At 63.8% G+C, this 22,555-nt stretch carries 20 protein-coding genes; 13 read left to right on the top strand and 7 right to left on the bottom strand.

The genetic code is table 11. The features are described 5' to 3' along the window. Positions 1-1,479 (bottom strand): amidophosphoribosyltransferase, encoded by a 1,479-nt coding sequence (purF, locus tag ASE85_RS21405; protein WP_056693753.1) that lies wholly within the window; start codon positions 1,477-1,479, stop codon positions 1-3. Positions 1,480-1,674: 195 nt separating this feature from the next. On the opposite strand from purF, the gene ccmC reads away from it, so the two are divergent. The 8 genes from ccmC to ASE85_RS21370 all read left to right on the top strand — a co-directional run bounded on the left by ccmC (position 1,675) and on the right by ASE85_RS21370 (position 8,688). Further along, entirely contained in the window at positions 1,675-2,400 is a 726-nt protein-coding gene (gene ccmC, locus ASE85_RS21400; protein ID WP_056694135.1) for a heme ABC transporter permease CcmC, read from the top strand. 1 nt (position 2,401) lies between these two features. Further along, entirely contained in the window at positions 2,402-2,536 is a 135-nt protein-coding gene (locus ASE85_RS24260) for a hypothetical protein (protein ID WP_268795154.1), read from the top strand. Between the two features lie 10 nt (positions 2,537-2,546). Beyond that, positions 2,547-2,993 carry a cytochrome c maturation protein CcmE gene (gene ccmE / locus ASE85_RS21395; RefSeq protein ID WP_056693750.1) on the top strand — a complete coding sequence of 149 codons (447 nt, stop codon included), beginning with the start codon at positions 2,547-2,549 and terminating at the stop codon, positions 2,991-2,993. 130 nt (positions 2,994-3,123) lie between these two features. Beyond that, positions 3,124-5,067: a heme lyase CcmF/NrfE family subunit gene (locus ASE85_RS21390; protein ID WP_056693748.1), complete on the top strand. Its 1,944-nt coding sequence runs from the start codon at positions 3,124-3,126 to the stop codon at positions 5,065-5,067. Beyond that, positions 5,064-5,591, top strand: a complete 528-nt coding sequence (locus ASE85_RS21385) for a redoxin family protein (protein ID WP_156358466.1) — start codon at positions 5,064-5,066, stop codon at positions 5,589-5,591. The genes ASE85_RS21390 and ASE85_RS21385 overlap by 4 nt, the downstream gene beginning before the upstream one ends. After that, a complete protein-coding gene (locus ASE85_RS21380) occupies positions 5,588-5,998 on the top strand; it encodes a cytochrome c-type biogenesis protein (protein ID WP_056693742.1) in 411 nt (136 codons plus the stop codon). Before ASE85_RS21385 ends, ASE85_RS21380 begins: the two co-directional genes overlap by 4 nt. Then, positions 5,995-6,639, top strand: coding sequence for a tetratricopeptide repeat protein (locus ASE85_RS21375; RefSeq protein ID WP_056693739.1), 645 nt, complete (start codon positions 5,995-5,997; stop codon positions 6,637-6,639). The genes ASE85_RS21380 and ASE85_RS21375 overlap by 4 nt, the downstream gene beginning before the upstream one ends. Positions 6,640-6,762: 123 nt before the next feature. Further along, the gene (locus ASE85_RS21370; protein ID WP_056693736.1) at positions 6,763-8,688 is read left to right on the top strand and encodes a potassium transporter Kup; all 1,926 of its coding nucleotides are present in this window, start codon (positions 6,763-6,765) and stop codon (positions 8,686-8,688) included. A 75-nt stretch (positions 8,689-8,763) separates the two neighbouring features. Here ASE85_RS21370 and ASE85_RS21365 read toward each other — a convergent pair whose 3' ends face one another. After that, positions 8,764-9,234, bottom strand: coding sequence for an Hsp20 family protein (locus ASE85_RS21365; protein WP_200928430.1), 471 nt, complete (start codon positions 9,232-9,234; stop codon positions 8,764-8,766). Positions 9,235-9,837: 603 nt separating this feature from the next. Here ASE85_RS21365 and ASE85_RS21360 point away from each other — a divergent pair. Continuing rightward, positions 9,838-11,088, top strand: a complete 1,251-nt coding sequence (locus ASE85_RS21360) for a lipoprotein-releasing ABC transporter permease subunit (protein ID WP_056693730.1) — start codon at positions 9,838-9,840, stop codon at positions 11,086-11,088. Then, the gene (locus ASE85_RS21355; protein WP_056693728.1) at positions 11,081-11,758 is read left to right on the top strand and encodes an ABC transporter ATP-binding protein; all 678 of its coding nucleotides are present in this window, start codon (positions 11,081-11,083) and stop codon (positions 11,756-11,758) included. Before ASE85_RS21360 ends, ASE85_RS21355 begins: the two co-directional genes overlap by 8 nt. A 99-nt stretch (positions 11,759-11,857) precedes the next feature. Here the strand turns inward: ASE85_RS21355 and ASE85_RS21350 are convergent, their stop codons facing one another. Then, on the bottom strand, positions 11,858-13,666 hold the full coding sequence (locus tag ASE85_RS21350) for a diguanylate cyclase (RefSeq protein ID WP_056693726.1): 1,809 nt from the start codon (positions 13,664-13,666) through the stop codon (positions 11,858-11,860). Between the two features lie 139 nt (positions 13,667-13,805). On the opposite strand from ASE85_RS21350, the gene dnaE reads away from it, so the two are divergent. Next, the gene (gene dnaE, locus ASE85_RS21345) at positions 13,806-17,348 is read left to right on the top strand and encodes a DNA polymerase III subunit alpha (RefSeq protein ID WP_056693724.1); all 3,543 of its coding nucleotides are present in this window, start codon (positions 13,806-13,808) and stop codon (positions 17,346-17,348) included. Continuing rightward, positions 17,348-17,662: a hypothetical protein gene (locus ASE85_RS21340; protein ID WP_056693721.1), complete on the top strand. Its 315-nt coding sequence runs from the start codon at positions 17,348-17,350 to the stop codon at positions 17,660-17,662. The genes dnaE and ASE85_RS21340 overlap by 1 nt, the downstream gene beginning before the upstream one ends. Positions 17,663-18,015: 353 nt before the next feature. Here the strand turns inward: ASE85_RS21340 and ASE85_RS21335 are convergent, their stop codons facing one another. The 4 genes from ASE85_RS21335 to ASE85_RS21320 form a co-directional block, all read right to left on the bottom strand. Next, positions 18,016-19,083, bottom strand: coding sequence for a PA0069 family radical SAM protein (locus tag ASE85_RS21335; RefSeq protein WP_056693719.1), 1,068 nt, complete (start codon positions 19,081-19,083; stop codon positions 18,016-18,018). 190 nt (positions 19,084-19,273) lie between these two features. Beyond that, positions 19,274-19,801: a molybdenum cofactor biosynthesis protein B gene (gene moaB / locus ASE85_RS21330; protein ID WP_056693716.1), complete on the bottom strand. Its 528-nt coding sequence runs from the start codon at positions 19,799-19,801 to the stop codon at positions 19,274-19,276. Beyond that, complete coding sequence (locus ASE85_RS21325; RefSeq protein WP_056693713.1) at positions 19,801-21,582, bottom strand: lytic transglycosylase domain-containing protein; 1,782 nt, start codon at positions 21,580-21,582, stop codon at positions 19,801-19,803. The genes moaB and ASE85_RS21325 overlap by 1 nt, the downstream gene beginning before the upstream one ends. Continuing rightward, positions 21,579-22,319, bottom strand: coding sequence for a uracil-DNA glycosylase family protein (locus tag ASE85_RS21320; protein ID WP_056693710.1), 741 nt, complete (start codon positions 22,317-22,319; stop codon positions 21,579-21,581). Before ASE85_RS21320 ends, ASE85_RS21325 begins: the two co-directional genes overlap by 4 nt. 132 nt (positions 22,320-22,451) lie before the next feature. Here ASE85_RS21320 and ASE85_RS23270 point away from each other — a divergent pair. Next, positions 22,452-22,555: FAD-binding protein (locus ASE85_RS23270; protein ID WP_156358464.1), on the top strand; the 104-nt coding region annotated here is incomplete at its 3' end.

Below are 22,555 nucleotides of genomic sequence, written 5' to 3'. Positions count from 1 at the left end.
TCAGACGACGCGCTCGGCCAGCAATTCCAACTGGTTGGTCGTTACCACATCGTCCTGATCGGTCAGGGTGGTGGGATAGTCGCCGGTGAAGCAGGCATCGCAATATTGCGGACGGATATCCGCGCGCTTCGCTTCGCCCAGCGCCTTGTACAGGCCGTCGATCGAGATGAAGGACAGGCTGTCGGCGTGGATGAAATCCTGCATCCCGCCCACATCGAGCTTGTGCGCCAGCAATTTGGTGCGTTCCGGCGTATCGACGCCATAAAAGCAGCTATGCTTGGTCGGCGGCGATGCGATGCGCATATGCACTTCGGCCGCGCCGGCTTCGCGCATCATCTGCACGATCTTGAGCGAGGTGGTGCCGCGCACGATCGAATCGTCGATCAGCACGATCTTCTTGCCTTCGATCAGCGCGCGGTTGGCGTTGTGCTTCAACTTTACGCCCAGATGGCGGACCTTGTCGCCCGGCTGGATGAAGGTACGGCCGATATAGTGCGAGCGGATGATGCCGAGTTCGAACGGAATGCCCGATTGCTGCGCGTAACCGATCGCCGCCGGGACGCCGCTGTCGGGCACCGGGATGACATAGTCGGCATCGACCGGATTTTCGATCGCCAACTGCGCGCCGATCGCCTTGCGGACCGAATAGACGCTGGAATTGTCGATGATCGAATCGGGTCGGCTGAAATAGACATGTTCGAAGATGCAGGGACGGGCATGCGTTTCACCGAAGGGGCGGTGCGAGCGGATATTGCCGTCATTGGTGACGATCACCAGTTCGCCCGGATCGATGGTGCGGACATAGTCGGCGCCGACCACATCCAGCGCCACCGTTTCCGACGCGAAGATGGTCGAATCGCCCAGCTTGCCCATGACCAGTGGCCGGATGCCCAGCGGGTCGCGGCAGGCGATCATACCTTCAGGCGTCATCACGATCAGTGAATAGGCGCCCTCGACCTGCTTGAGCGCATCGATGAACTTGTCGAGCAGCGTCCGATAGCTGGAGGTCGCCACCAGATGGATGATGACTTCCGTATCGGACGTCGACTGGAAGATGGAGCCGCGACGAATCAGTTCGCGACGTACCTTCATGGCGTTGGAGATATTGCCATTATGGGCAATAGCGAACCCGCCCGAGTTCAGCTCTGCATAGAGCGGCTGGACGTTGCGCAGAGAGGTCTCACCGGTGGTGGAATAGCGCACATGACCGCAGGCGGCATCGCCGGGCAGGCCACGAATCACCTCGTCCCGGTCGAAATTGCCCGCCACATGGCCCATCGCCCGGTGGGTATGGAAATCATGCCCGTCCCAACTGGTGATGCCTGCGGCTTCCTGCCCGCGATGTTGCAGGGCGTGAAGACCGAGCGCGACCATGGCAGACGCCGTGTCCGCACCGGAAACGCCGAAAATGCCACATTCCTCGCGCAACTTGTCGTCGTCGAAGGGGTTTGTCGTAAACATGGGTGTGAGCGGTTCCATAGCCGTTCCTGACAATCCCAAGATGCGACCGGGATTGCCTCTTGGTCGCGCATATAGGCGCTCCCACCCGGTTTGTCGCCCTCCTGTAACAAAAAAGCGTGGCGAGGCGAGGCAACGCTGCGTTTCCTGACTCGGAGCATCGGCAAAATGCCCTACTGGCGCTGGTCCGTCGGCCCGGCTACAGACGCAATCCTGATGCATCGTTTCGCCAATCCCGCCCGCTTCCTGAAGATCGCGCGTCCGCTGACGGGATGGCTGTTCTGGCCGGGCCTGCTGCTGTTGCTTTCGGGGGCCGCCGTCGGCCTGTTCGTGACGCCTGCCGATTATCTTCAGGGGCAGACGGTGCGGATACTCTATATACATGTGCCCGCCGCCTGGCTGGGCATGGGCGGCTGGAGCGGCATCGCGATCGCGGCGCTGATGCAACTGGTCTGGCGTCATCCACTGGCCGCCATCGCCGGCCGCGCCATTGCCGCGCCGGGCGCGCTTTTCACCGCCATCTGCCTCATGACCGGCTCGATATGGGGCCGGCCTACCTGGGGCACATGGTGGGAATGGGACGGGCGGATGACGTCGATGCTGGTCCTTTTCTTCCTCTATCTGGGCTATATCGCGCTCGCCAATGCCAGCGCGCGGCAGGGTCAGCAGGGCGGGGTCAGCAATGTCACGGCTATTTTCGGGTTGGTGGGCGCGGTCAATATCCCGATCATCAACCGGTCGGTGGTGTGGTGGAACAGCCTGCACCAGGGGCCGTCGATCACGCTGCGCGGGTCGAGCATCGACGGATCGTTGCTCTGGCCGCTGGGCTTCACATTATTGGGTTTCAGCCTGTTGTTCGGCGCGATCGTACTGATGCGGATGCGGGCGATACTGGCGCAAAATAAGGTCGAGGCGCGGATGCAGCGCTTGGCAAGAGGGTAGGATGATGAACCAATGGGCTTTCGTGATTGCCGCTTATGCGGTGACGCTGGCCGGTACCGCACTCGTCAGCCTGATGAGCTGGCGTGGCATGCGCAGTGCGGAGCGCCGGGCCGATCAATTGTCGGATCGCGGGTGAAGGCCGGATCATGAAGGCCAAGCATCAAAGGCTGATACTGGCGCTGGCGGCGCTGGTGGCGCTGGTCGGTGCCGGCTTGCTCGCGGCGTCCGCATTGAAGGACGAGGCGGCCTATTTCTATGCGCCGAACGACGTGAAGACCAAGGGGGTGGAACCTGGCAAGCCGATTCGTCTGGGCGGCATGGTGGTCAGGAATAGCCTGAAGCGGGCGGCCGACGGCGTGACCATCCATTTCGATGTCACCGACGGCAAGGCGACCGTGCCCGCCAGGTTCAGCGGCATCGCGCCCGACCTGTTCAAGGAAGGCGGTGGTGTCGTGGCGGAAGGAGCGTTCGACGCGAAAGGCATGTTCATCGCCACCAACCTGCTGGCCAAGCATGATGAACGCTACATGCCCCGTGAACTGGAAGGCATGACCTATAATGAGACGACGCATGAGATGAAGGCGGAGAAGTGACGATGGGTTTTTCTCCGCACCGTGATCCCGGCGAAGGCAGGGAACGCAATGCCTTCCTTTCTCCATGCCCGAAGAAAAGAGAGGCCAGCCTCCGCTGGCATGACGAATATATATCCGGGATGATCGGCGCATGATCGCGGAAACCGGCCTCGCCGCGCTGTGGCTCGCGGCTGCGCTGGCGCTGTTGCAACTTGTGCTGGCCTTTGCGGGCCTGAAGGGGAACAAGCCCGAACTGCTTAATGCGGTGCGACCGGCGGCGGTGGCGCAGGGCGTATTGACGGCGATCGCTTTTGCGGCGCTGGTCACCTTGTTCATGCGGTCCGACATGTCGGTGCTGCTGGTCGCCACCAACAGCCATTCGATGAAGCCCTGGCTCTACAAATTCGCGGGCACATGGGGCAATCATGAAGGGTCCATGTTGCTGTGGGTCACGGTCATGGGCGTGGCGGGCGCCGCCGTTGCCCTGTTCGAGCGAGCCTTGCAGCGCAACGCGCATATGGCGACGCTGGGCGGACAGGCCGCCATTTCGCTCGGCTTTTATGCGTTTCTGCTCTTTTCCTCCAATCCCTTCGCGCGCATCGCGGAGCCACCAGCGGACGGGCAGGGGCTTAATCCGCTGCTCCAGGACCCCGGCCTGGCCTTCCACCCGCCGACGCTCTATCTGGGCTATGTCGGCCTGTCGGTGGCCTTTTCCTTCGCCATTGGCGCGCTGCTGACGCGGCAGGTGGACGCGGCCTTTGCCCGCGCGATGCGGCCATGGGTGCTGGCGGCGTGGGTGCTGCTGACGCTCGGCATCACCGCCGGCAGCTATTGGGCCTATTATGAACTGGGCTGGGGCGGCTGGTGGTTCTGGGATCCGGTCGAGAATGCTTCGCTCATGCCGTGGCTGGCGGCGACCGCCTTGCTGCATAGCGTAACCGTGCTGGCGACCCGAGACGCGCTGAGGGCCTGGACGATCATGCTGGCGGTGGTCGCCTTCTCCATGTCGATGGTTGGCACCTTCCTGGTTCGGTCGGGCATTTTGACCAGCGTTCATGCCTTCGCCGTCGACCCTGAACGGGGCAGTTTCATTCTGGCGCTGCTGGCCCTGTATATCGGCGGGGCATTGGCGCTGTTCGGCTGGCGGATCGGGTCCGTGCGGGAAGGCGCGCCGTTCGAACTGGTCAGTCGCGAAACCATGCTGGTGGTCAACAACCTGCTGCTGACGGTCATATTGGGGCTGGTGCTGATCGGCACGCTCTACCCGCTGATGACCGAGGCCTTCGGCCATAAGGTTTCGGTGGGGGCACCCTATTTCGACCGGATTGCCGGGCCGATCGCGCTGGCACTGATGGTCGCGATGGCGGCCGGACCGCTCACGCGTTGGCGAAAGGATCAGGGGCGGGCGGTTGGAAAACGTTTGCTATTGCCGCTGGCCATAGCATTTTTGGTGTCCATCTCGCTGTCTCTTTTCGCCTGGGGTCGCATCGGCATCCTGCCATTTCTGGGCCTCGTCATTGCGGTCGCGGTCGGCGTTGCCAGTCTGGCGCCGCTGTGGAAGCGCAAGCTGTTGCGCACCCCGCTCTTCACTTATGGCATGGTGGTCGCGCATCTGGGCTGTGCCGTCAGCCTGGCCGGCATGGCCTGCGACTCGGCCTTTACGGTAGAGAAGCTGGTGGCGGCGCGGCCCGGCGATGTGATCCAGACGGCGGGCTGGTCGATCCGTTTCCGCCAGATTACGCCGATCGCCGGCGACAATTGGACCGCGTTGCAGGCCGACATGGATGCCAGTCGGGGCAGTTCTTCGGTGCGGATCCAGCCGCAGTCGCGCTTCTTTGCTTCCCCGCCTACCACGACGAGCGAAGCCGCGCTGCTGACCCGCTGGGACGGGCAGCTTTATGTGGTGCTGGGCGAAGAGGTCGAGGGCAGCCGTTGGCAGTTGCGCATCTGGTGGAAGCCGTTCGTGACCCTGATCTGGCTGGGCGGCATCATGATCGCGCTGGGCGGCGCGCTGGCGCTGATCGGCCGGGAGCGGCGCGGCTGGCTCCTGAAATGGCGAGCCCGCAACGCAAGGATGGAAGGGGGCGAGGCATGAGGACGCTGTTGATCTGGCTGCCGCTTGTCCTGTTCCTGGGCTTTGTCGGCCTGTTCGCGAGCGGCCTGTTCAAGCCCGACGACCGGGTCATCCATTCGCGGCTGGTGGGGCAACCGCTGCCAGCCTTCACCCTGCCGGCTGCGGCCAGCGACCGGCCGGCACTCGCAAGCGCGCAATTCGCGACCGGGAAGCCGCGCCTGCTGAACATCTTTGCGAGCTGGTGCGTACCCTGCGCGGCCGAAGCGCCGCAGTTGATGGCGCTCAAGCAAGCGGGCGTAGAGATCGACGCGATCGCCATTCGCGATGCCCGGCCCGATGTCGACGGCTTCCTCCAGCGTTATGGCAATCCCTATGCGCGGATCGGCCTCGACGCCCGCAGTGCGGTGCAGATGGCGCTTGGGTCGTCCGGTGTACCGGAAACCTTCGTGATCGATGGCAAGGGGCGCATCGCCTATCAGCATATCGGCGATATCCGCGCCGATGACGTGCCGATGATCCTCGACCGGCTGAAGGACGCGCGATGAAGCTGATCCTTGCTCTTTTATGCGCGCTGCTTGCGGTGCCCGCCACGGCGCAGACCGCCTTGCCGCCAGCGCCATGGGCCGACCGGCAGATCCCCGATGCGGCGCAGGAACGCAAGGCGAAAGCGCTGATGGAAACCATCCGTTGCCTCACCTGCCAGAGCCAGTCTATCGCCGATTCGGGCGCCAGCATGGCCGGCGACATGCGATCGCAGATCCGCGAGCGCATCATGGCCGGTGAACAACCCGAGGCGATTCGGAACTGGCTGATCGCCCGCTATGGCGACTGGGTCAGCTATGAGCCGACCGCCGCGCCGATCCTTTGGCCGCTCTGGGCAGCGCCGATCCTGCTGCTGGGGCTGGGCTTGTTGTTGCTGCGCGGACGGATCAAGCGGAGGACGCGCGCATGACTGGCTGGTTCCTTGCCTTCGCCCTGGCGGCGATCGCCTTCGTCGCGTTGCTGCTGATCGGGCGTATTCCGCGATCGACGCGGGAAATCAGCGCGGCCGCGCTGCTGCTGGGGCTGGCGGGCTATGCCTGGCAGGGCAATCCGGGGCTGGCCGGGGCGCCGCGCATAGCCAGGGAAACAGCGGGCGAGAAGTTCGACGAACATCTCGCGGAGCGCCGGCGCGGTCTGGCCGAGCGATTCGGCCCGGCGGCGCAGTGGATGATGCTGTCCGACGGGCTGGCGCGACAGGGCAAGACGAAGGAGGCGGCCAATGTGCTGTTGTCGGGACTGCGCGCCAAGCCGGACGACGCCAATTTGTGGCTGGGCCTGGGCAATGCGCTGATCGCCCATGCCGACGGCGTGGTGTCACCCGGTGCGGACTTTGCCTATCGCCGCGCGCTGGCGCTCGACCCGGAAGGGCCAGCGCCGCGCTACTTCTACGGCCTGGCGCTGGTCCGCAACGGGCAGTTGCAGGCTGCCCGCGACCTGTGGAAGCCCTTGGCGGACAGCGCGCCGGCCGGCAGTCAGGTGAAGGCGGAACTGGACGCCAGCATCGCACGGATCGACGCCATGCTGACCGCTGACGCACCGCCGGCCCAATGACGCAGTGCAGCGTTCGCATTGCGCGCTCACCGGAGCCGTGATAGGGCGCGGCGGTTTACAGGGGTCTTGCGGGCTATTCCGCCACTCGCCCCCTATTGGGTGTCGATACGAGCATGATCCTTCATGGCTGACCTCCTTCCCGTTACCGCTGCGGATTCCCATGAGGAAGAAGGCGGTCATGGACATGCACGGCAAAAGGCGACGGTAAAGCTGGTCGTGGGCGCAATCGGTATCGTCTTCGGCGATATCGGCACCAGCCCGCTCTATGCCTTTCGCGAAACCTTCCATGGGCATCATCACCTGACGCTGGACCCGGACCATATATTGGGCGTCATCAGCCTGATGTTCTGGTCGATGATGCTGGTGGTGACGCTGAAATATGTCAGCATCATCATGCGGGCCGATAACAAGGGCGAGGGCGGCAGCCTGGCGCTGCTGGCGTTGATCAACGGCCAGACCAAGACACAGCGCTGGTCGCGCGGCATCGTGCTGCTGGGGGTGTTCGCGACGGCGCTGTTCTACGGCGACTCGATGATTACGCCGGCCGTGTCGGTGCTGTCGGCGGTGGAGGGCCTGACCGTCTATAATCCGGCGCTGGCGCCCGCGATCCTGCCGATCGCGGTCATCATCCTGCTCGGCCTGTTCTGGATACAGGGTCTTGGGACGAACCGGGTCGCGGCATTCTTTGGCCCGATCATGCTGATCTATTTCATCACGATCGCGGCGCTGGGCGTGATCTCGATCATCAAGACGCCGGGCATCCTCTATGCCTTCAACCCCTATTGGGCGGTGATGTTCTTCGTCACCGACCCGTTGCCGGCATTTCTGGCGCTGGGTTCGGTGGTGCTGGCGGTGACGGGGGCCGAGGCGCTCTATGCCGATATGGGGCATTTCGGGCGCAATCCGATCCGTGTGTCCTGGCTTGCCTTCGTTCTGCCGGCGCTGATGCTGAACTATATGGGACAGGGCGCGCTGCTGTTCCGGGAAGGCGCGGCAGCGCTGCACAGCCCCTTCTACAACCTCGCCCCGCAATGGGGACAATTGCCGCTGATCGTGCTGGCGACGCTGGCTGCGATCATCGCGTCGCAGGCCGTGATATCGGGTGCTTTCTCCGTCACGCAGCAGGCGATCCAGCTTGGTTTCATGCCGCGCCTGCGGATCGAGCATACCAGCGCGTCGACCGCCGGGCAGATCTATATCCCCCTGATCAACTGGGGGCTGATGGTGATGGTCATCCTTCTGGTGCTGGTGTTCCAGACATCGTCCAACCTGACCGCCGCCTACGGCATTGCGGTTACGGGCGCGATGTTCATCGACAATGTGCTGCTGACGGTCGTGCTGTACCGCCTGTGGCACTGGAAATGGTATTATGCCGCCCCTGTGCTCACCATATTCTATCTGGTCGATGGCGCCTATCTGGCGGCCAACCTGACCAAGGTGCCGGATGGCGGCTGGTTCCCGCTGCTGATCGGCTTCATCATCTTCACGTTGCTGACCACCTGGTCGCGCGGGCGCCGGCTGGTGCAGGATCGACTGCGCGAGGCCGCCATGCCGATCCCGGTGTTCGTGGCGTCCGCCGCCAACAGCGCGGTGCGCGTGCCGGGCACGGCCGTGTTCATGACCTCCACGCCTGACGGTGTTCCCCATGCGCTGCTTCACAATCTGAAGCATAACAAGGTGCTGCATGAGCGGGTCATCCTGCTGACGGTCAAGATCAAGAATGTGCCGTTTGTCGAGGATGACGGGCGGTGCAAGCTGGAGGATCTGGGGCGAGGCTTCTTCCGCATGGTGCTGCAATATGGCTTCATGCAGGAACCGGACGTGCCGGCCGCGCTCAAGAATGTGACCGGCTGTGGTCAGGCGTTCAAGATGATGGACACCAGCTTCTTCCTCGCGCGCCAGACGCTGCTCCCGTCGGCCAAGCCGGGGATGCCGCTGTGGCGGGAGAAGATCTTCGCCTGGATGCTGCGCAACGCGGAAAGCGCGATGGAGTTTTTCCGCCTGCCCACCAACCGGGTGGTGGAACTGGGCAGTCAGGTCGAAATCTGACGCTTGCCGACAGAGCAGCAAAAAAGGGCGCGGACCTTGCGGTGCGCGCCCTTCTTAATTGCACCGATGCCGTGATCAGGCGGCGTCGCGGTCCTTGTTGATGTCGATAAGCTGACCGCCGTTGACGGCGATCTTCTTGGGCTTCATCGCTTCGGGCACTTCGCGGACCAGTTCGATGGTCAGCAGGCCATCGGCAAGGTCGGCCTTTTCGACGCGGACGAAATCGGCGAGTTCGAAACGGCGCTCGAAACTGCGGTTGGCGATGCCGACATGGAGGAATTTGGACCGATCCGCCGACGGAGCGTCATCCTTGCGCCCGATGACCTGGAGCAGGTTCTGCTGGGCGGTGATGTCGATTTCCTCCGGCCGGAAGCCGGCGACGGCCAGCGTCACGCGATAACGGTCTTCCGACAGGCGTTCGATGTTGAAGGGCGGATAATTGTCGCCCTGCGCCAGACGGGCGTTGTTTTCGATCAGGTCGAACAGACGATCGAAGCCGACGGTGGAGCGGCGATAGGGGGTGAGGTCGAAACCACGCATTGTCATAATCTCCCAAAGAGCAAAATGAACAGGCCGGACCCGGTAGTGGCATCCGGCGATGATAGGTCCGGCCCCATGCGGCGGCTGGACGAGCATGGATATGGTCGCGTCGCAGGCAGTTTCAAGAGCGGTCGCGATGTTGGAAAATGCCAGCTTAACTTCGCATATTTCCCGCAGGTCTCGACGTTAAGTTGCGCGTTCCCGATCCTATCGAAAAGTCGTCACCTTTTTACAGGGCGGCACAGGAACAGTCATAAAGATGCAAGAAAAGAGCGGGATAGGACAGGATAAATAAAAAGCACCCGGATCATGTTTTCATGATCCGGGTGCTTAATGGACGATTGCTCGTCTCCCCCTTGGCCTGCCTCGACCGCTTCTCAGCCCCCTAAGCTCGAAGCGGGATGCAGTATCCCTGAACCACGGCCTTTTACCTGTGCTTCCGAAGCCTTGCTATGACTGGAGCAGGCCGCTGTCACTTGCAAAATCGGGCCACTGTGATTTTCGGTCCGGCCCTGTGGCGGCGATGCAACAATCGGGCAATGCTTGCCGTTATGCCGGCTGATCCCTAGACCCGGCCTTAAACCATCATCGAAGGGCCGTCCGCGCCACATGATTCTATCCCGTTACGAACGCATGATCGCCAAGCGCTACCTGCTGCCGGGCAAGGGCGAGGGGTTCATCTTCCTCGTTGCCGGCATCAGCCTGGTCGCGGTCATGCTGGGTGTCGCCGCGCTCATCATCGTCATGAGCGTCATGAACGGCTTTCGCGCCGAGCTGTTCGACAAGATCGTCGGCCTGAACGGCCATGCCGTGGTGCAGGGCTATGGCGGGCGACTGCCCGACTGGCAGTCGATCCTGAAGGAGGCCAAGGCCACGCCGGGCGTCACCAGCGCCACGCCGATGATCGACCAGCCGCTGCTCGCGACCTTCGACGGGCGGGTGGAGGCGATTTTGGTGCGCGGCATGACCGTGCCTGATATCCGCAGCAACAAGACGTTGAAGAGCAAGATACTGGCCGGCAATATGAACAATCTGGTCGCCAATGGCGGCAAGATCGGCGTCGGGTCGCGGCTGGCGGAAAATCTGGGTATCCAACTGGGCGACAGCCTGACCATCATCAATCCCGCCGGCCGCTCCACGCCGTTCGGCACGGTGCCGCGGCAGGTTGCCTATCAGGTCGCCGCCATCTTCGAGGTCGGCGTCTACGACTATGACAAGGCGATGGTCGTGATGCCGATGGAGGATGCGCAGACATTGCTGTTGCTGGGCGACAAGGTCGGCATGATCGAGATCGAGACGGTCGATGCCGACAAGGTGGGCCAGATATTGGAACCGCTGGCCGGCAAGGTCGCAGGCCGGGCCGTCGTGACCGACTGGCGGCAGATGAACGCATCGCTGTTCGAGGCGCTGGCGGTGGAGCGGGTGGCGATGTTCGTCGTCCTGTCCATCATCGTGCTGGTGGCGGTGTTCAACATCCTGTCCTCGCTCATCATGCTGGTGCGCGCCAAGACGCGGGACATCGCGATCCTGCGGACGATGGGCGCGAGCCGGGTCGGGTTGGTGAAGATTTTCATGACGGTCGGCGTGACGATCGGTACGCTGGGCATGGTGACCGGCATGATCGTCGGTTTCACCTTCCTTTTTTTCCGCCAGAGTGTCGTGAATTTCGTCCAGTTGGTGACCGGGCAGAATTTGTGGGATCCCACTATCCGCTTCCTGACCGAGCTGCCGTCCAAACCTGACCCGGTCGAAATCGTCACCATTTGCAGCATGGCGCTGGTGTTCAGCTTCCTTGCCACGCTGTATCCGGCCTTCAAGGCCGCCAACACCGATCCCGTGCAGGTGCTGCGCTATGAATGATATCCTCAAGGTCACGGGCCTCGCCCGCAGCTTCAAGCAGGGCGGCGTCACCATCGACGTATTGCGTGGCGTGGACCTGAACGTCGGGCCGGGCGAGATCGTGGCCCTGCTGGGGCCTTCGGGTTCGGGCAAGTCCACCCTGTTGCAGGCGGTCGGCCTGCTGGAGGGCGGGTTCGACGGGTCGATTCGCATCGCCGGCGAGGAAGCGGCGAAGCTGGACAATGACGGGCGTACCCGCCTGCGCCGTGATGCGCTGGGCTTCGTCTATCAGTTCCATCATCTGTTGCCCGATTTCAACGCGACCGAAAATGTGATCCTGCCGCAGGTAATCCGCGACGCGGAGATGCCGGCGGCCAAGGCGCGGGCGGAGTCGCTGCTGACGTCATTGGGGCTGGGCCATCGGCTGGACCATCGGCCGAGCCAGTTGTCGGGCGGGGAGCAGCAGCGCGTGGCCGTGGCGCGAGCGCTGGCCAATCGGCCGGCGCTGGTGCTGGCGGACGAGCCGACCGGCAATCTGGACGAGCGGACCGCGGACGTAGTGCTGGCCGAGTTCCTGCGGTTGGTGCGCGAGGAAGGATCGGCTGCGCTGGTCGCGACTCATAATGAACGGCTGGCGCAGAAAATGGACCGGGTCGTCCGGCTGCATGAAGGGGTGCTGGAGAGCGCCTAGAGCATCGTGCGGAAAAGTGGGAACCGGTTTTTCGCTCAAAAGGATGCGAAAACAAAGAACCAGAGCCCGCGACCTGCGTCGGATTTGACGCAGCGCGCTCTAGGCTGCGGCCGAGGCACCATCGCGGACGGTGGCGACCAGCACGCGATCGCGCCCTTCCGCCTTGGCGCGGAGCAAGGCGGCGTCGGCGGTCTGGAGCAGGCGGTCGGCGCGTCCGTGATCGGGGAAGGTCGCCAGGCCGAAGCTGGCGGTGATCGCCCCCAGTTCCCGGCCGCGATGTTCGATCCGCAAATCCTGAATGCGGCGCTGTATCTGGATGGCGCGGCCGAGCGCCTGATCGAGGCTGAACCCCGGCATCAGGATAACGAATTCCTCGCCACCCAGACGGAAGGCGTGGCCATTTTCCCGTAGCGTATCGGCCAGCACGGTGCCGACCGCGCGCAGCACGGCATCGCCGGCATCATGGCCGAAACTGTCGTTGAACCGCTTGAAATGGTCGATGTCGACCATCAGGCAAGAAAGCGGCGAATGGTTGCGTTCGGCTTCGCTGACCAGCGTCTGGTTCAATATGTCGAACTGGCGGCGATTGGGCAGGCCGGTCAGCGCGTCGGCCATGGCCATGTCGCGCAGTACGTCGCGCAGGCGCAGGTTGGCGAGGGCCAGTCCGATATTTTCGGCCAGCATCTCCAGATATTGGCCGGTTCGTTCCAGATTGTTGGCGCTGGCCTGCGCCGGCTCTTCATAATAGAGCAGGCCGATGCTCTCGCCCTGCGCCGCGAGGGGAATGCAGATGGTGCTGACCGAGCCGGTGCCGCCCAGATGATCGCAGGGAATGTCGACCATGTCACCGATCGGTCGATGGGTCTGGCCCCGGCGCAGCGCCCAGCAGGCCGAGGGCGGAAATTCCGTGCGCGACCAGGCCGGTGAGAGCCAGTCGCAGGCCTGGGTCATCGCGTTGCGGCGATTGTCGTGGATATAGAGGCGACCGGGAAAATCGGGTGCAATTTCGGGAGCGAAGCGGCGGACGACCTCCACCAGGTCGGACACGCTGTCGCAGCCCTGCAAGCGCTGGGTGAGGCGGGACAGAAGATCGCGCATGGTGCGGTCGGTATCGCGCTCCTGCTCCAGCCGCTGCCGCTCCAGTCCGTTTTCGCGGAAGACGCGGATCGCCTGCGCCATGTCGCCAATCTCGTCGACATGGGCGCTATCGGGCGGGATCGCATCCCAGTCCTGCGCGGCGAGGCGGGTGACGACGTCGCTGAGGCGCACGACCGGATGCAGGATACGCTGCTTCAGCACGAAATAGAGGACGCACAGGAACAGCAGGGCGGTGATGCCGAGCATGACTTCCGACATGGTGCGCCATTGGCGGGCGGTGTCGGTTGCGCGGGTCACGACATGGTCGGTGCGCTGGTCCAGCATATATTGGAATTTGCCCACCTGCGCGGCGACGCGGTCCAGCTCGCGGCCATATTCGTCGCCGAACAGGATCGTGCGCCCGGTCTTGTCGTCGCCCGATTGTGCGGCGCGCAGAGCGGCGTCCTGTTCATCGGCCAGCGCGTCGGACCAGTGGAGGGCCTGCCCCAGCGCGGTCAGTTCAGCTTCATTGGCGCCGGCGTCGCGCAGATGGGCGATGCGCTGTTCAACCGAACGCAGCGCCTCCTTTTCGCGGCGATAGGCGATCAGATGGCTGGGATCGCCGCTGATGACGAAGCCGCGCGCCTGTTCGGTGAGGCGATAGACATCCTCCTCCAGCGTGGCGGTGGCCTGATCGAAGGTGGCGCGCTGGGCGACGGCGGCGCGCTCCTGCTCTTCCGCGCCGGATGCCATCAACATCGTGGCCCCCGAGGCGAGGGTCAGGGCGACGGTGGCCCCATAGGCCCAGTTGGTAATGGTGGACAGACGCATGATGCGGGCGAGCCTAATGCGGACAAGTTGGCATTGGGTTAAGGATATCGACCGTCGGGGATGTTGGCCGACCGCTTTACCCACAGATTTCGTCGTGCGGGGGGTGGGCCGAATCGCGCGGCATCCCTAGATTGGGCGGATGCCTCATGCTCCTTTCGTTCCGCTGCGCGTTTTTTCCTCCTTCACCATGCTGGAAGGGGCGATCGATCCCAAGAAGATCGCCAAGCAGGCCAAGGCTTTGGGCTTCCCGGCCGCCGCGATAACGGACCGGAACGGACTGTATGGCTCCATGGCCTTTTCCGATGGATGCAAGGATGAGGGCGTGCAGCCGATCATCGGCGCGATGCTGGGGATATTGCGGCCGGGGCGGCCCGCCAACGCGCCGCCGGTGCATGACTGGATCGCGCTCTATGCGCAGAATGCGGGCGGATACGACAATATCTGTGCGCTCGTGTCGATGGCGCATCTGGACCGGCCGGTCGAGGAAGTGCCGCATGTGACGATCGAGGCACTGGAGGGACGGACCGACGGCGTCATCGCGCTGACGGCGGGGGGCGAGGGTGCGCTGGCGCGGTTGTTTGCGGAGGATCAGCCCGACGCGGCGGTCGCCTATGTCGAGCGGCTGGAGGCGCTGTTCCCGGACCGGCTTTATGTGGAAATCTGCAGGCGGCTGGACCCGGTAGAGGGGAAGGCCGAGCCGCAACTGCTCGACCTGGCCTATGATCGCGGGCTGCCGCTGGTGGCGACCAACCCGACCTGCTTTGCAGAGCCGCATTTCCACGAGGCGCATGACGTGATGCTGTGTATCGCCGACAGCGCCTATGTCGAGACGCCCGATCGTCGCACCAGTTCGCCCGATGCGTGGATGAAGCCGGTGGGCGAAATGAAGCGGCTGTTCGAGGATCTGCCAGAAGCGCTGGCCAACACGCTGGTCGTCGCGCAGCGCTGCGCCATTGCCGCGCCCAAGCGCAAGCCGATCCTGCCGAGCCTGGCCGGCGATATCGAGGGCGAGGCGACGATGCTGCGCGATCAGGCGACGGTCGGGCTGGAGGCGCGGCTGGCCAAGGCGGGGATCATCGGGGAAGAGGTGCGCAAGCCCTATTTCGACCGGCTGAAGTTCGAGACGGACATCATCATCCAGATGGGCTTTCCCGGCTACTTCCTGATCGTGGCCGACTTCATCAAATGGGCGAAGGATCATGATATTCCGGTGGGTCCGGGGCGTGGATCGGGCGCGGGGTCGCTGGTCGCATGGGCGTTGACGATTACGGACCTTGATCCATTGCAGCTTGGATTGCTGTTCGAGCGCTTCCTGAACCCGGAACGTGTGTCGATGCCCGATTTCGACATCGATTTCTGCGAAACGCGGCGGGGCGAGGTGATCCGGTACGTCCAGAATAAATATGGCGCGGACCATGTGGCGCAGATCATCACATTCGGTAAGCTGAAGGCCCGCGCGGTGTTGAAGGACACAGGCCGCGTGCTCCAGATGAGCTATGGGCAGGTGGACCGGCTCGCCAAGCTGGTGCCCAATCATCCGACCGATCCGTGGACGCTGGAACGATCGCTGAACGGGGTGGCCGAGTTTCGCGCGGAATATGACAATGACAATCAGGTCCGCCGGCTGATCGATTATGCGATGAAACTGGAGGGCTTCCCGCGCCATAGTTCCACGCACGCGGCGGGGGTGGTGATCGGCGACCGGCCGTTGCAGCAACTGGTGCCGCTCTATCGCGATCCGCGATCGGACATGCCGGTGACGCAGTTCGACATGAAATATGTCGAAGGCGCCGGATTGGTGAAGTTCGACTTTCTGGGTCTGAAGACCCTGTCCGTGTTGCAGAAAGCGGTGCAGTTACTGGCCGGGCGCGGTGTGCATGTCGATCTCGACACGCTGGCCTGGGATGATGAGGCGGTGTACGAACTGCTTCAGCGCGGCGACACGGTGGGCGTGTTCCAGCTTGAATCGGAAGGCATGCGCAAGACGCTGGCCGCGGTTCGCCCGACCAATTTCGGCGACATCATCGCGCTGGTGTCGCTCTATCGCCCCGGCCCGATGGACAATATCCCGATGTTCGGGCGTCGTAAGAACGGGCAGGAAGAGATTGAATATCCGCATATTTTGCTGAAGCCGATCCTGGAAGAGACGTACGGCATCTTCGTCTATCAGGAACAGGTGATGCAGGCGGCGCAGATCCTTGCGGGCTACAGCCTTGGTGACGCCGATCTTCTGCGCCGGGCCATGGGCAAGAAGGTGAAGGCGGAGATGGACGCGCAGCGTTCCCGCTTCGTAGAGGGCTGCGCGCGCAGCGACATCAAGCCGGCCAAGGCGAACGAACTGTTCGACTTGATCGACAAATTCGCGGGCTATGGTTTCAACAAATCACACGCGGCGGCGTATGCGCTGCTCGCCTATCAGACGGCGTGGTTGAAAGCGCATTATCCGGCGGAATTCTACGCCGGGTCGATGGCCTTCGACATCCATCTGACCGAAAAGCTGACCGTGTTCGTGGACGATATGCGGCGCATGGGGCTGGGCTGTCTGGCGCCCGACCTCAACCGCAGCGAGGCGGACTTTACCGTCGAGGCGCTGCCTTATGAAGGCGAGGACAAGCGGCTGGGCTTTGCCGTGCGCTATGCGCTGGGCGGGCTGAAGGGCGTAGGCGAGAAGGCGATGGAGCAGCTTGTCGAGGAACGCGACAAGGGCGGTGCGTTTAAGTCGCTGGACGACTTTGCCGACCGGATCGAGCCGCGGATGCTTAATCGGCGGCAACTGGAAAGTCTGGCGGCGGCGGGGGCGTTTGACGGCATCCATGCCGATCGCGCGGGCGTCCATGCGGCGGCGGAAACGATCCTGTCAGTGGCTTCCAGCAATGCGCAGGCGCGAGAAAGCGGGCAGGGCGGCCTGTTCGGCGACGCTGAGACGCCACATGCCGATGTGCGCATTCCGCCGCATCAGGCCTGGACCGTGGCGGATCGCATGGCGCAGGAAAAGGAGGCGTTCGGCTTCTATTTTTCCGCCCACCCGGTCGATCGCTACAAGCATCTGGCCGATGCGCGCGGCGCAAAAAGCTATGGCATGGTGTGCCAGTCGCCCATGCCCGCGCCCAATGCCGAAGGGCGGTCGATGACGATCATGGCCGCGATGGTCGAGGATGTGCGCTGGCGCGAGACGAAGCGCGGGGCGCGTTATGCCAACGCCACCTTCTCCGACCAGAGCGGGCAGTTTCAGGCCAGCTGCTTCGACGAAGAAGCGTGCAAGGCGATCGAGGAATTGTCGAAGGACGGCGATTGTGCGCTGCTGATCGTGGAACTGGATCGGCTGCCGGGCGAGGAAACGCCGCGCGTCACGGTGCGCGGAGCCGAGCCGTTTCGCGCGATCGCGAGCGCGTCACGCATGGCACTGACGGTCGATATCGACACGGTGCAGGCGGTCGAGGCGCTGGCGAAGCTGCTGGCGGGCGCCGGTGGCGGGCGCAGCGAGGTGTTCTTGCGGGCGCCGGTGGGCGACGGACGGGCGGCGCGGCTGTTCCTGGGCGATCAATATAGTCTGGGCGCGGATCAGGTGGATGCGATCGCGACGATCAGGGGGCTGAGCGTGCACAGCTTCGCGCGGATGGATGTGAAGGCTGACGGGTACAAGACGCGGACGCGACGGTCGGGCATGCGGTTGGTGGGGTGATGGACGAGCCGCGAAAGGGCTGGGCCTATTGCAGACGATCCCGCGCGGTGTCGCACGACGCCGGGCCGGTGGAAGCGCCGGCTTTTCGGTCCGATAACGACCTGCATCAATGGCGTTACGAATGGGGTTGGATGGCGGCGGCAGGATCGGCGACGATCACAGCCTTCGCAGCATGGGACGTGTCGCTCCATTTCTGGCCGTTGCTTCCGGTGCCGGTGATCGGCGTGTTTCTGTTATCTCGATGGCACGCGCGGAACTATCGACGTCGGGGCAAGCGTTTCAGCCATTATGAGGACGATCGTCTGAGCCGTTAGTTTGGTTTTGCGCATTGCGGAGTTTCGCTGCTCATGTCACCTACAAGCAATGATCGACATTTCCTATACCATCGTTATTTGCTGCCTTGCTGCGTCAGTGTTGGCCATTCGATTTTTGCCTAATGATCCATTATTTTTTCGAATTATACCGCTGATGCTTATCGTTCCCGCAATATATTTCGGATTCAATAGATTTGAAATTCATTTGCCTAAATATGTAAACTTTGCTGCTTCCATGTTGGCAGCATCTGTTTTGATTGTTGACGGTTTTCTAAAATTTAATAGCAGTCGCTCTTCAAAAAGAGATGGATAGCTATTCCACAATGTAGACCTTTCAACTGATCGATTTTCTCTCAAAACAACCGCATCTGCGTGCCGTCGGGTGGGCGGAACAGATCTGTGCGCAGGGTCAGGCGGTCGGCACCCATCCCGGCGCGTTTGCGGGCCTTGAGGAAGCGGGTGCGGATGAGGTCGGCCCAGACGCCCTGACCGCGCATGCGGGTGCCGAAATTCGGATCATTGTCCCGCCCGCCGCGCAGGTCGCGGATGATGGCCATCACCTTGCCGGCGCGATCGGGATAATGGGCCTCCAGCCAGGCGCGGAAGAGCGGGGCGACCTCGTGCGGCAGGCGGACGGGGATATAGGTGACTTCGCGGGCGCCCGCCTGCGCGACGCGGGCCACCAGCGCTTCGATCTCATGGTCGGTGATGGCGGGGATGATGGGAGATATGCTGGCGGTGACGGGCACGCCGGCCTCGGCCAGTTTGCGGATGGCCTCCACCCGGCGGAGCGGATGCGGCGCGCGGGGTTCCAGCGTGCGGGCGACAGCGGGGTCGAGGCTGGTGACGGAGAGGACGACGGCGACCAGCCGGTCCCGCGCCAGATCGGCCAGCAGGTCGATGTCGTGCAGGATGCGGTCGGACTTGGTGGTGATGTAGGTCGGATGGCGGGTTTCGACCATGATCTCCAATATGGAGCGGGTGATGCCCCAGTCCTTTTCGATCGGCTGATAGGGATCGGTGTTGGTGCCCATGGCGATCGGGGCGACGACATAGGCTTTCTTCGACAGTTCGGCGCGGAGCAGTTTCGCGGCGTCGGGCTTGGCGAAGAGCTTCGTTTCGAAATCGAGGCCGGGCGAGAGGTCGTGATAGGCATGGGAGGGCCGGGCGAAGCAGTAGATGCAGCCATGTTCGCAACCCCGATAGGCGTTGATCGACTGGCTGAAGCCGATGTCGGGGCTGGCGTTGCGGGTGAGGATGGTGCGGGGATGTTCGACCGTGACTTGCGTCCGGGTACGGGCGACGGGGCCGTCAATGTCCGTGATCGCGTCGAGCCAGTCACCGTCCGCTTCGCGTCGGGGCAGGTTGAAGCGGCGGCTGTCACCGTTGAGTGTTGCGCCCCTGCCTTTCTCGATAGCCATGGGACATGAGAACATATTGGGAACAAGATGTCAAAGTGAGACAGCGAGTTAGACACATGAATCGCCATGTCATTTTCATTAGTTAGCTAACTAATGTAATCATGTCAGTATTTTTTAAGCATTCTTCGATCCGCCATTTCGACGTCTCTTGACGGCTGCTCAGGACGAGCGGCGGTGGAAGCGTTCCGTCCTAACGCTCGGTCAGGCGGGGCATGAGTTCCACGAAATTGCAGGGGCGGAAGCGGCTGTCCAACTGGGTGACGAGGATGCCGTCCCAGGCGTCCTTCACCGCGCCGGTGGAGCCGGGCAGCGCGAAGATATAGGTGCCGCGCGCGACGCAGGCGGTGGCGCGGGACTGGATGGTGGAGGTGCCGATGCTCTGATAGCTGAGCCAGCGGAACAGTTCGCCGAAACCGGGGATTTCCTTGTCCTGCACCTGGGCCAGCGCTTCGGGCGTGACGTCGCGGCCGGTGACGCCCGTGCCACCAGTGGTCAGGATGACGTCGATTTCGGGGTCGTCGATCCAGGCGTGGAGGCGCGCGACGATGGCGGAGCGGTCGTCGCGCTCGATATAGCGGGCGGCGAGGATATGGCCGGCACCCTCCAGCCGCTCGACCAGCGCGTCGCCGGAGCGATCCTCGGCCAGGCCGCGCGTGTCGGAGACGGTGAGGACGGCGATGCGAACCGGGATGAAAGCCCGGCTCTGGTCAATCGGCATCAGTCCGATCCGCCGCCCATATCGGCGCGGCCGTCAGCCTTGCTGAGGCGAACCAGCTTCACGCCCTTGGCATTGGGGAAGGTCGGCCACAGGCCCTGCGCCATGCCGGTCAGGCAATCGGCGCTGCCCTTCGCCTGGATCTGGTACATCCAGTAATTGCGCATGACGATGTTCACATAGGCGCGGGTTTCATAATAGGGCAGCGATTCCATGAAGAGCAGCGGATCGCCCTTGTCATGGACCTGCGTGTTCCAGCGGCCGACCGGGAGCGGCCCGGCGTTATAGGCGGCCATCACCTTGGGCAGCAGGCCGCCGGTGGCGCTCATGTCGCGCAGGGTTTCCAGGTACCGCTGGCCGTATTCCATGTTGGTCGACGGCACGAACAGTTGCGATGCCGAGGCCAGGCCCATGTCGCCGCCTGTGCCGGGCATCACCTGCATCAGGCCGCGCGCACCCGCGCTGCTGACGACATCGGAGCGGAAGCCCGATTCCTGAAGCGTGTGGGCGTAGATGAGCGAGGGATCGACGCGCCAGCCGCCATCGGGACGCCAGTCCGGCGCGGGGAAGCGGGCGAAGCTGTCGGGCTGCTTGCCGGCCGGGCCGTTATGGGCGAGCCAGAGCTGGGTGGCGGGCAGGTTGAGCGCGCTGGCGAGGCGCAGCAGCGCATCATATTGATCGCTGCCGCCGATCCTGGCCTGATAGCGGATGAGTTCATCGGCCTTGGCGTTGTCGCCGATCGCGGACAGGGCAATGGCGGCGCGGGCATTGGGGCTGTTCTTGAGCTTCTGCCATTCCAGCGCGCCGAAACGGCTGCCGACCGGCGCGCCGCCGAGCGGCAGGCCGAGCGATTCGCGGGCGAGCAGGCCGTAGAAGGTTTCGTCCGAGCGGGCGGCCTGCTTGAGATAAGCGGCGACCTTTTCCGCTTCGCCGCAGACCATGTACGCGCGCGAGGCCCAATAGGCGCCGGCCGAGCGCATGTCGGCATCCCCGGCGAGGCCGGCGACATTGGCGAAGGCGGGGGCGGCGGTGCGGCAGTCATTCTGGCGCCATGCGGCGAGGCCGGTGGTCCAGTGCGCCTGCACGGTCCAGTCGCCGCCGGTGCGGGTTTCCAGCGCGCGGGCGGCCATGCGGCGGGCGTTGGTGTCGTCATTTTCGATATAATAGGCCCAGGCGACGCGCTGGCGCACTTCGGTCAGGCCTTCATTGGTGAGGCCCGCCTCGCCGGTGCCGAGCAGCCCTTCGGCGCCGATCGGGTCGTCATTCTTGACATAGGTCTGGATCTGGCCGGCGAGCGCCTGTGCGGCGACATCGGTCTTCACGGCGGCGACATATTGACGGCGGGGGGCTGCACCCAGCCAGACCATCTTCTGGATCTGCGGCAGGGCGGGGAGGATGGTGGCGCCCCGGCGTTGCGCCAGACGGGAAAGCTGGTCGGCCTTGGGCAGCCAGGCGGCCTTGTTGATGAGGTCGAGCAGGTCGAACAGTTCGACGCGCGGCGACCCCTTGGCCAGAAAAAGTTCGGACAGCGCCAGCGGGCGGACGGCATCCTGGCTGTCGAGCGCGGCGATCATTGCCCTGGCATCGACCCATTGCTGGGCGGCGATGGCGGAGAAGATGGCGCGGTAGCGTGCCTTGTCGCCGTCGCTCAGTTGCAGCGGGGAGGCTTCGGTGGAGAGGGTGGTCGGCAGGACCGGAGTGGTTTCGGCCCTGGCAGGCAGTGCGGCGGTGAGGCCCATTGCGATGAGGGCAAGACGGGAGATTTGGGTCGCGGCGCGAATCACGGACGGGCTTCCTCGATCAGGCTTTGCAAAGTGCGCCAGCATTCCGCCTTGGCCGCAGGCTGGGTCAGCAGCAGCCGGGGGTGAAATGTGGCGATGGCGGGCACATTGCCGCCATCATGGTTAAAGTCGCGTAAACCGCTGGCGGCGGCCTGCGCGTGTGGGCCGTCGCTGGTCGGAAGCAGCGCACGGATCGTCCGGTCGCCCAGCAGCAGCAGGCGGCGCGGCTGGGCCAGCGCGACATGGGTGCGCATGCGATCGGCGGCGGTGGCGAGGTCCGACGCTTCCACCATGCCGCCGGGCGGGCGGGCGGTGAAGAGCGAAGCGAGATGGATGGCGTCCCGATCAAGGCCGATGGCCCTGAGCATGGCGTCGAACAACAGGCCGGCGCGATCGGCGAGCAGGCGGCCTTCGGACAGATCGGCAGGGTCCGGCAGGTCGGTGACGACCATCAGCGCGGCCTGCGCCTTGCCGACCGGCGCAATCTGTGTGCCGGCCCAGCGCCTTTCAGGCTGGGCGGGATCATCGGCGAGCCAGGCAAGGAACGATTCGAGCGTACGGGGTTTATCTATGGCGGGTGCCACGGACATGGCGTCCGGCGCAGCGACAGGGTGGGCAGGAGCGGGGCGCAGCCAGTTGACCGGCGCTTCGGTTACGGCGCCATCCACTCCGGCCAGTTGCCACCATGCCAGATAGGCATCGGCGGATACTGCCGCATCATCTTGCAATAATCCCCGCATCGTCGCCTGTTAGGGCCAGAGGTTGACGACCGGGTCAAGCTGCTTCATCGCCATGGGTGGTAAACGGTTGGAGTAACACGGCGATTGGAAAAGATGGGGCGCGACCCTGCCGACGCCGAAATGGAGGGATGAATGAGCGAACGGGAATCGATGCCCTATGACATCGTGATCGTGGGTGGTGGGCCTGCGGGTTTGTCGGCGGCGATCCGGTGCAAGCAGTTGGCGGAGGCTGCGGG

The sequence above is a fragment of the Sphingobium sp. Leaf26 genome (assembly GCF_001421665.1).
In the GTDB taxonomy this organism is placed as follows: domain Bacteria; phylum Pseudomonadota; class Alphaproteobacteria; order Sphingomonadales; family Sphingomonadaceae; genus Sphingobium.
The sequence above is the reverse complement of the archived record's forward strand: the minus strand, read 5'-3'. Positions and strand labels throughout refer to the sequence as shown.